The sequence below is a fragment of the Actinoplanes sp. NPDC023801 genome (assembly GCF_040639655.1).
Classification (GTDB): Bacteria; Actinomycetota; Actinomycetes; order Mycobacteriales; family Micromonosporaceae; genus Actinoplanes.
This window is the reverse complement of record NZ_JBFAAI010000045.1, coordinates 42,070-52,250: the sequence shown is the minus strand read 5'-3', so window position 1 is coordinate 52,250 and position 10,181 is coordinate 42,070. Positions and strand designations below refer to the sequence as shown.

Annotated in this window: 4 protein-coding genes; 2 read left to right on the top strand and 2 right to left on the bottom strand. The window is 73.2% G+C overall.

Features of this window, described 5'->3' with window-relative positions; genetic code table 11:
* On the bottom strand, positions 1-5,952 hold a 5,952-nt coding region (locus tag AB0G04_RS42055), incomplete at its 3' end, for an amino acid adenylation domain-containing protein (RefSeq protein ID WP_360995646.1).
* A gap of 93 nt (positions 5,953-6,045) precedes the next feature.
* Entirely contained in the window at positions 6,046-7,392 is a 1,347-nt protein-coding gene (locus tag AB0G04_RS42050; protein ID WP_360995644.1) for a serine hydrolase domain-containing protein, read from the bottom strand.
* Between the two features lie 737 nt (positions 7,393-8,129).
* Here AB0G04_RS42050 and AB0G04_RS42045 point away from each other — a divergent pair.
* Together AB0G04_RS42045 and AB0G04_RS42040 are read left to right on the top strand one after the other, a co-directional pair.
* On the top strand, positions 8,130-9,557 hold the full coding sequence (locus AB0G04_RS42045) for a hypothetical protein (protein WP_360995641.1): 1,428 nt from the start codon (positions 8,130-8,132) through the stop codon (positions 9,555-9,557).
* Positions 9,550-10,173, top strand: coding sequence for a CDP-alcohol phosphatidyltransferase family protein (locus tag AB0G04_RS42040; RefSeq protein WP_360995639.1), 624 nt, complete (start codon positions 9,550-9,552; stop codon positions 10,171-10,173). The genes AB0G04_RS42045 and AB0G04_RS42040 overlap by 8 nt, the downstream gene beginning before the upstream one ends.
* Positions 10,174-10,181 lie beyond the last annotated feature (8 nt).

Genomic DNA, 10,181 nt, shown 5'->3' with positions numbered 1-10,181 from the left:
TGGGGGGGCGCCCGGCCCGGGGGGGGGGGGGGGCGCGCCCCGACGCGGGCGCGCCCCGGGGCGGGGCCCGGCGTCCTGCCGATGCTGCGGGCCGGTACGCGGGAAGCGGGTGCGCAACGCGTCGTGGTGCTCGACCACGGCGTCCAGGGCGGTGCGCAGGAGCGCCTCCTCGGTGTCCGGCGCCAGTTCGAGGGCGAGGCACTGGTCGAACCGGCCCGGGTCGCCGGGCCTCTTCTCGAACAGCCAGTGCTGGATCGGGGTGAGCGGTGCAGACCCGGTGACCGGCGGGCGCGCCGGGACCGGGACGGTGTCCTCGTGCAGCGTCAGGGCGGCGGACAGGGCGGCGATGCTCTGATGCTCGAACAGGTCGCGTGAGGTCAGGCGCAGACCGGCGTCGCGGGCCCGCGACACCACCTGGATGCTGAGGATGGAGTCGCCGCCGAGTTCGAAGAAGTTGTCGTCCACGCCGACCCGGGGCAGTCCGAGGACGTCGGCCCAGATCGTCGCGAGTGTCTGTTCGGCGGCGGTGCGCGGGGCCACGTAGGCGGCCGCCGCGGCGCTCAGGTCGGGCGCCGGCAGCGCCCGGCGATCCAGCTTGCCGTTCGGGTCCACCGGCAGCGCGTCCAGGAACACGAACGCCGCCGGGACCATGTGGTCGGGCAGTTCGGCGGCGAGCCGGCGGCGCAGAACCGCGGCGTCGCCGGTGTGCCCGGGCGCGGGCACCACGTACCCGACGAGGCGGCGGGTGCCGGCCGGGTCGTCATGGGCCACGACCGCGGCCCTGTCCACCTCGGACAACCGGGTCAGCACAGCGGCGATCTCGCCCGGCTCGATCCGGAAACCTCGGACCTTGACCTGCTCGTCGGCGCGGCCGAGGAACTCCAGCCGGCGCCCGTGCCAGCGGACCAGGTCGCCGGTGCGGTACATCCGGGTGCCGGGGGCACCGAACGGATCGGCGACGAAACGCTGGGCGGTCAGGCCCGGCCGGTTCAGGTAGCCACGGGCGACGCCGCTGCCGGACACGTACAGCTCCCCCGGTACGCCGTCAGGCACCGGTCGCAGGCCGGGGTCGAGCACGTACACACGCATGCCGGGGATCGGTGTGCCGATCGGTGGCATACCGCCCGGGGTGAGCGGGCCGCTCCAGGTGGAGACCACGGTGCATTCGGTGGGGCCGTACGCGTTGATCATGCGGCGGCCGGGCGCCCAGCGGTCGACGAGCTCGGCACCGCAGGCGTCGCCGCCCACGATGACGCAGCGGAAGTGCGGCAGGTCCACGCCGTCCGGCACGGTGGCCAGCGCGGCGGGCGGCACCAGCGCGTGGGTGACCCGGGCGTCGCCCAGCACCCGCGCCAGCCGGTCGCCGAGCAGGGCCCCCTCGGGTGGTACGACCAGCGCGGCGCCGGCCGGCAGCGACATGCACAGTTCCAGCACGGAGGCGTCGAAGCTGGGTGAGGCGAACTGGAGGACGCGGTCACCGGGCCGTACCTGGAAGTGGTCGATCTCGGCCGCCGAGAAGCCGGCCAGACCCCGGTGGGAGATCACGACGCCCTTGGGGGTGCCGGTCGAGCCCGAGGTGTAGATGACGTAGGCGGGGTGGTCCGGTCGCAGCGGTGCGGCCCGGTCGGTGTCGTCGAGGTCCGTGCCGGGCAGCTCGCCCAGCGCGGCGGCGGTCGCCGGGTCGTCGAGCGGCAGGACCGGCAGGCCGTCGGGAAGCCGCTCGGCGAGGCCGGTGTACGTCAGCACCAGGGCCGGGGCGGCGTCGCCCAGCATGAGGTCGATCCGGGAGCGCGGGTATGCCGGGTCCACCGGCAGGAACGCCGCGCCGGCCTGCACGACGGCCAGCTGGGCGACCACGATGTCGACCGAGCGCGGCAGCATGAGGGCGACGATCCGTTCCGGCCCGGCGCCCCGCGCGACCAGGAGCCGGGCCAGCCGGTTCACCCGGTCCCGCAGCGAGGTGTAGTCGACGGTGTCCCGGTCGCGGACGAGAGCGACGGCATCAGGGGTACGGCCCGCCTGCCGGGTGAACAGCTCGCCGAATGTGCACGGCTCGACCGGCCGGCCGGTGTCGTTGCGGGTGACCAGCAGCTCGGTGCGTTCGGCCGGGGTGAGCAGGTCGGCGGCGCCGACGGCGGCCACCGGGTCGGTGGTGACCGCGTCGAGCAGGCGCTCCAGATGATCGGCGAGGCGGCCGACCGTGCCGGCGCTGAACTGCGCGGTGTCGTACTCCAGCGCCAGCGTCATCGTGTCGCCGCGCGGCACGAACTCGAGGACCAGGTCGAAACGGGCGTGCGGGCGGGGCAGATCATGCTCGACGATCCGTAGCCCACCGGCCGGGCCGGAACCCACCAGATCGTGTTGCAACACCACGACGGCACGTACCAGCGGGGTACGGCTGTCGCGGCCGGGCAGGCTCTCCACCAGCCGGTCGAACGGCACGTCGTGGGTGAACGCGGCGAGGATCGTCTCGCGGGCGGCGGCGAGAAGGGTGTCGAAGCCGTCGCGCCGGTCCACCGTGCCGCGCAGCACGAGGGTGTCGACGAAGAAGCCGACGACCCGATCGAGGTCCGGATGGTCGCGCCCGGAGCGGACCGTGCCGAGCACGATGTCGCGCTGGCCGGTGTACCGCGACAGCAGTGCCTGCACCGCCGCGACCAGCACCATGTAGACGGTGGCGCCCTGCTGCCGGCCGAGCCTCGCCACCCGGTCCATCAGCGCGGGCGGGAGCGGGCGGCGGTGGACGGCGCCGCGGGTGTCCGGGGTGCCCGCGGCCGGCCGGTCGGTGGGCAGATGCAGCGGTTCGGCACCGGCGAGGTGGTCGCGCCAGTACGCCAGCCGCGCGTCGATCAGCCCATCGCTCAGCTGGTCGTGCTGCCAGCGGGCGAAGTCGACGTACTCAGGCGACGGTTCGGCGGGCGGCGCCGGAACCCCGCGGACCGCCGCGTCGTACAGGGCGGCGAACTCCTCGCAGAGCACCCGCACGGACCAGCCGTCGGTGATGATGTGGTGCTGCGCAAGCAGCAGCACGTGGTCCTCGTCGGCCAGTGCCACCAGCGTGGCCCGGGTCAGCGGTCCACCGGACAGGTCGAACGGCCGGTCGAGCTCGGCGCCGAGCAGCCGGTCGAGGGCGGCCGCCCGCTCGCTGTCCGCGACGTCGCGCAGGTCGGTGACGGTCAGCGGGATCTCCCCATGCTCCGCGACCACCTGCCGGCCCTCCCCGCCGACGGTGGTGAACGTGGTGCGCAGGGAACCGTGCCGGGCGGTGAGCGTGTCCAGCGCGGCGTGCACGGCGGGCCGGTCGAGAGGACCTCGCAGGCGCAGGCCCACCCCGGTGACGTATTCGTTCTTACCGCCGTTGACCTGCTCGTGCAGCCACAGCCGCCGCTGGTAGGTGGACAGCGGGAGCGGCCCGGTCAGGCCGGCCCGCGGGATCGGCCCGGCCACGGCCGGTGTGCCGGCGACGGCGGCGTCGACCTGGGCGGCCAGCGCCGCGACGGTACGGGCGTCGAAGGCCGCGCGGGCGGGGAGGCGGACACCGAACAGTGCCCGCAGGCGGGCGAGGATGCGTACGGCAAGGATCGAGTCGCCGCCGAGCGCGAAGAAGTCGTCGTCCCGGCCGGCCCGGCTGACACCGAGGACGTCGGCCCAGACGTCGGCGACGGCGTGCTCGGTGTCGGTGCGCGGCGGGGTGTACCGGTCGTCGGTGGTGTCGAAGGTCGGGGCGGGCAGCGCCCGGTGATCGAGTTTGCCGTTCGGTCCGACGGGCAGCGCGGGGACGGCGACGAACGCGGCCGGCACCATGTGCGCGGGCAGACTGGCCGCGGTGTGGGCGCGCAGCGCGGCCGGGTCGACACCGTCGGGATGGGCCGGCACGACGTACGCGACGAGCTGCCGGACGCCGGGGCGTGGCTCGCGGACGACGACTGCCGCCCGCGCCACCCGGTCGTGACCGGTCAGGACGGCGGCGACCTCGCCGGGTTCGATCCGGAAGCCGCGGATCTTCACCTGGTCGTCGGCACGGCCGAGGTATTCCAGCTGCCCGTCGGCGGCCCGCCGCACCACGTCGCCGGTGCGGTACATCCGGCTTCCGGGCGCGCCGAAGGGGTCGGCGACGAACCGCTGGGCGGTCAGTCCCGGCCGGTGCAGGTAGCCGCGGGCCAGCCCGTCACCGCCGACGTACAGTTCGCCGGGCACCTGCGCCGGGACCGGGCGCAGCCGGGCGTCCAGCACGTAGGTGGCGGTGTTAGGCAGCGGGCGCCCGATCGGTGGGGTGCCACCAGGCGCGAGTGCGCCGGTCCAGGTGGCGACCACGGTCGTCTCGGTCGGCCCGTAGGCGTTGATCATCCGCCGGCCGGTGGCCCAGCCGCGCACCAGGCCGGCGTCGCAGGCCTCGCCACCGACCAGGAGGGTGGTCAGTTCCGGGACGGCGGCCGGGTCGGGCACGGTGGCGAGCGCGGCGGGCGGGATGAGCGCATGAGTGATCCGCTGAGCGGCCAGGACGTCGGCGAGCGGCTCGCCCAGCGACGATCCCGGTGGCGGCACGACCAGGGTGGCGCCGGCCGGCAGCGCCATGCCGAGTTCCAGGATGGAGGCGTCGAAGCTCGGTGAGGAGAACTGCAGCACCCGGTGGCCGGGGCCGGCCCCGAGGTGAGCGGCCTCGGCGGCCACGAACCCGACGAGGGCGGCGTGCGGGATCACCACCCCTTTCGGTACGCCCGTCGACCCGGAGGTGAAGATGACGTAGGCCGGATGCTGCGCGCACAGCGGTGCCCGGCGGTCGGCGTCGCCCAACGGGGTGCCGGGGGTGGCCGCGAGCGTCGCGACGACGTCCGGGTCGTCCAGGACCAGGGCTCCGGGCCAGCTCAGGGCGGTGTCGGAGCGCGTCACGGTCAGCACCGGCCGGGCGTCGTCGAGCATCACGGCGATCCGCTGGGCGGGGTATCCCGGGTCGACCGGCAGGAACGCCGCACCCGCCTTGCCCACGGCGAGCTGTGCCACCACCAGGTCGACCGAGCGGGGCAGCGCCAGGGCGACCACCGTCTCGGGTGCCGCGCCGCGGTGCACCAGCAGCCGGGCGAGCCGGTTGGCTCGCTCCTCGAGCGTCCGGTAGTCGACCATGACGTTTCCGGAGACCACGGCCGGTAGTTCCGGGGTGCGGCGTGCCTGGGCCTCGACCAGCTCGGGCCAGACCGCCGCGGTGACCGGCCGTTGCGGGCCACGCGCCTCGGACAGGAGGTCGCGCCGCTCGTCGTCGGTCATGACCTCCACGTCGGCGGCCGTCCGGTGCGGGTCGGTGACCGCGACGGTGAGTGCGCGCCCGAGGTGGCCGGCGAGCCGGCCGGCGGCGTCGCCGCTGAGCCGGTCGGTCCGGTACTCCAGGACCGGCTGCCCGCCGGAGCCGTCCGCCGGTTCGTGCACGATCAGCGCCGTGTGCGGGGCCGGGACCACCCGGTCGTGGCCGGTGACCACGACACGGGCCATCTCCGGCTGCATCTCCGGGTCGCCGGCGGCGTGCCGCGCGGCCTCGGCGTGGGCGTCCCGGAACGCGTCGATCAGTTCCGCGACGGTGGTGGCGCCCGGCTCGGGACGCAGTGGCAGCAGGCCGGGGCGGTCCAGGGATGCCGTCGTCATGAAGGTGACGGGGTCGTCGCCGGCATACCGGGTGAGTACGAGGTGGACGGCGGCCGCGCAGATCGCCCGCACCCCTGCCTCGTCGCCGACGGCGAGCCGGTGCAGCGTCCCGGCCACCTCGGCGGGCAGGGCGCACCTCCGACGGGCCCACGTGCCCGGCCCGTCGGATCCGGGCACGAGACCCGGCAGCGGAGCGGGCCGGAAGTCCTCGGCCTCGGTCCGCCGGATGGCGGGGCGGGGCGGCGGGAACCGGGCCGGCTCCCGCCGCACGTGCTTCTGCTGGGGGATGGACATCGGGACCGCACGATGCTGAGTCACGTCCGCCGAGACCTTTCGTAGACGGCAACTATCAAATCCGGCGTTTGCAATCCCCGCGGCACCGGTTCACATTCTTAAAATTGTTGCTTCAGCTCAGGCAAATGCCTCGACGCAACGGCTTCCGAGGCGCCCACCGACTTGCACAGCGTTTACCGGACCCTGGCGCCGGTCTCGCACAAAGCGTCCGCCAACGGTCCATCGGCCGGATGATTCGTCGCACAGATAGAACGTGCGGTCGGCGCCGAGCAGCAGCGGCTCCGCGGGTTCGCCGTCGACGCTGAAGCACAGCCCGAACGGGCCGCCGGACGTGATCTCGTAGGTGAGATCTCCGTTGCGGTAGACGCCTACGCAGTCCGCCGCGGTGACCGGCCAGGCGTCGCCGTGCGGCAGGCCGTCGTCCAGCGGAACACCCCGATCGCGCAGTTCGGCCGACACCTCCGGCCACATCCCGGACCCGGCGCCGACGTTGGTGGTCAGCGCGACGACCCGGCCCTCGGCGGGACTGATCCGAAGGTGACAATCCGTGCCGTCCGCGTTGCCGGCATGCCCGAACCACTCGTGCGGGACCGTGCCGAAAACGGCCAGCCCCAGACCCCAGCCGTGGGCGAGCCCGAACGGCACGGCACCGGGTACCACGCGCCGCATCTGGGCCGCGTACTCCGCCGGAAGGACGGCCGGGTCACCCCCACCGATGTGCAGGAGGCCGAGTTTCACCAGGTCGACGGCGCTCAGGGCCAGTCCGCCCGCCGCCACCTCGGCGGCGGCCAGGCACTGCTCCACGGGCCGGATCCGGCCGGTCCGCGGATGGCGGGAGTGGCCGGCCGCGAAGGGCCGCCCGGAGCCGGCGAACCCGGGGACCCCGACCAGGTCGGCGGGGATGCCCAACGGCCGCAACAGCATCGTGGTGACCGCTTCGGCCCAGCTCATCCCGGTGACCGTGGTGATCACCTCACCGAGCAGGACATAACCGAGATTGGAGTACGAGAAGCCGGTGCCCGGCCTCAGTACCAGCGTCTCCGGGCGCGCGGCGTGCCGCACGTAGCGCTGCGGCGACAGGCCGGTGACCTCCTCCGAGGCCGGGCCGGCCGGCAGCCCGCCGGTGTGGCTGAGCAGATGCCGGACGGTGATGCCGGAGGTCTCCGCGGCCAGCCCCGGCACGTGGGAGGCCACCGGATCGTCCAGGCCCAGATCGCCGTCGGCGGCAAGCGCCAGCACGACCGTGGCGGTGACCGCCTTGGTGATCGACCCGACCGGGAACGCGGTGTCCGCCGTGACCGCCCGCCCGGAACCGTGCTCGGCCTCGCCGTACTCCACGGCCACGGTCCGGCCGGCCTGATGGACCGCCAGCTGGGCGCCGGGTACCCGATGCCGTCGGGCGCAGTCCTCCAGCACACCCGCCAGTGTCGCCTCGTCGAGAGCGGCGGAAACCGTCATCGTCATGCCACCCCACCGTCCTTCCCGGCCGGGCAACTGGGACAAGTACGGAAATACGTGAGGACCTTGCACGAAAGCACGCGGTGATCCTTTCCTCGGGAGCCGTATTGACACAGGGATAACATTCCTCCGCCGCCGGGGCTTCACCCTCCCCAGTGGATTAACGACCGCCGAACCTGTTTTCCGAACGACGGTCGGCAACACCTCCGAATGGAGGCCAATAAATGACAGAAGCGGATCGCACACGGTGTCCCAACAGCCGTTGTGGATCTGTTAAGGCCACCTCGTCGCTCGCACGTCACCGGCAGGAAGGCTTCCTCCACGACGACGACGGCCGGGCCGTCGACGGCGAACTCGATCGCGGCCGCTCGACCTTCCCGCGGGGTGCCGTCGGCACGAATCTCCGGCGGATCGCCACACCGTGGCATCTGATCTCCGCCTGGCCGCTCCCTGTGTCCGGCTTTGAGGATGAACAGCGTTTCGGCTGGGCTGGGCGGCGCGCGACGAACCTCCTGGGTGCCGGTAAAGGTTCGGAGCCGACACCGGGAGGATGGGCATGGCGCGTCGGTGAGCGGGCACACACAACAGTGCCCGGCTGAGACAGCGACGGTTCGTCGTCAGGTGGGCGCGTGAATCGGCCGGGCCGGGAAGGCTTCACGCCGTTCACCGGGTTCCCCTGGTGAGTGGTGAGATCCGTTCGCCGCCGGCACGAGTCGAGTGCGGTGGCTGTGGGAAGAGAGCTGATGGTGCCGACGAAGACGGTTGCCCGACTGCGGGCGTGGGAGTTGGCGACCCGCCCGGTGCACCCGCAGACCCTGGCCGCGCTGCAGGAACGCTGGTGGCAGCTGCCCGAGCAGGTGCGGACGCCGGCGCAGACCCTGGGCCGGCACGCGGTGGGCTGTGAGGGCACCCACGGGGTGTTTCCCCGCTGCGATCTGGCCTGCACGCCGTGCTATCACTCGCGGGACGCGAACCGGGTGGCGATCGACGGGGCGCACACCCGGGCACAGGTGCGTGAGCAGATGGCCCTGCTGCGCCGGGTGCGGGGGCCGCGGGCGCACGCCCAGCTGATCGGCGGTGAGGTGACGCTGCTGCCGGCCGAGGATCACGCGGCCACCCTCGCGGTGATGCGGGAGTACGGGCGCGAGCCGATGAGCATGACGCACGGCGACTTCGACTACGACTACCTCGCAGCGCTGGCGGTGGGCCCGGACGGTGCCCGGCGGTTCGGCCGGTTGTCGTTCGCGGGGCACTTCGACATGCTGATGTTCGGCCGGCGAGGGATCCAACGACCGGCCGACGAGGCGTCGCTGAACCCGTACCGCAAACGGTTCACCGGCATGTTCGCCCGGTTGCGCCGCGAGCACGGGGTCCGGCATTTCCTGGCGCACAACATGACCGTCACACCGCGTAACGTCGACCAGATCGCGCAGGTGATCCGGGACTGCCGTGATTACGGGTTCGGGATGTTCTCGTTCCAGCCCGCCGCGTTCGTGGGCGATGAACGGCGCTGGCACGACGAGTACGGCGACACCACCGGTGACCGGGTGTGGCAGGAGATCGAACGCGGCGCCGGGGCCCGGCTGCCGTTCCGGGCGGTGGCGCACGGCGACGAACGCTGCAACCGGACCGTGTACGGGTTCTTCCTCGGTGAGCGCTACGTGCCGCTGCTGGACGACGAGGTGCCGGCCGATCTACGGGTCCGGGATCGGTTCTTCCGGTACCTGGGCGGCGTGAACTTCTCGGGCACACCGGTGCCGGTCCTGGCCGTCAAGCTCGCCCGGGTCGTGGTGCGGCACCCGTCGGTCGTGGCGACCTTCGCCGGTTGGGTGGCCCGGATGGTGCGCCGGGCCGGGGTGCGTGCGCTGCTGCGCCATCGGGTACGGCCGGTGACGTTCGTGATGCACTCGTTCATGGACGCCGCCGACGTCGCCCCGGCATGGGCGGCGATGCGACGCGGCGAGACCAGCACCGAACCGCGCCTGGCGGCGACCCAGCAACGGCTGCGGGCGTGTTTCTATGCCATGGCTCATCCGGAGACCGGTGAGCTGGTCCCGGCGTGCGTGCAGCACAGCGTTCTGGACCCGGCGGAGAATGTGGCGTTGCGCAAACTGCTACCACTCACACCCGTGTCACGGGCCACCGGCGTACGGCTGGGCCCGGATGCTTGACACGGCGGCACGCCGGCTGTTCGCACCGGCACTGGAGGCGGCGGCGGCCCGGATCGCCGCCGCGGGCGTGTCACCGCTGACGGTGACCGTCGCCGGCTGGCTGGCCGGTGTGGCCGCATGCGGGGCCGCCGCGACCGGCCGATGGTGGCTCGCGCTGGTGTTGTGGCTGCTCAACCGACTGCTGGACGGGCTGGACGGACCGGTCGCCCGAGTGCGGGGTGCGACCGAACTCGGCGGGTTCCTGGACATCGTCGCGGACTTCAGCATCTACGCCGGGTTCGTGGTCGCCGTCGCGGTCGCCCGGCCGGAGGCCCGGCTCGCGTGTGTGGCGCTGCTGTGCGCCTACTACCTGTCCGGTACCGCCTTTCTCGCCCTGTCGTCCTTGCTGGAGCGTCGCGGCAGCACCATCGGCGACGCCCGGTCGCTGCGTTTCGTCGGCGGCCTCGCCGAGGGCGCCGAGACCGTGGCCGTCTACGTACTGTTCTGCGTGTTCCCACAGTGGGCGGCGCCGATCGCCTGGGTTTTCACCGCCGCGGTCGCAGTGACCGCCGTGCAACGGGTCATCCTCGGAGTGCGCGTCCTCCGCGGGCCGGCCCCGTCGCGTTCCCCTCGGTAAAGGAGTAT

Coding starts and splice junctions, on each gene's coding strand:
- AB0G04_RS42050 (WP_360995644.1), bottom strand. CDS start 7,392: ATGACGATGACGGTTTCCGCCGCTCTCGACGAGGCGACACTGGCGGGT.
- AB0G04_RS42045 (WP_360995641.1), top strand. CDS start 8,130: ATGGTGCCGACGAAGACGGTTGCCCGACTGCGGGCGTGGGAGTTGGCG.
- AB0G04_RS42040 (WP_360995639.1), top strand. CDS start 9,550: ATGCTTGACACGGCGGCACGCCGGCTGTTCGCACCGGCACTGGAGGCG.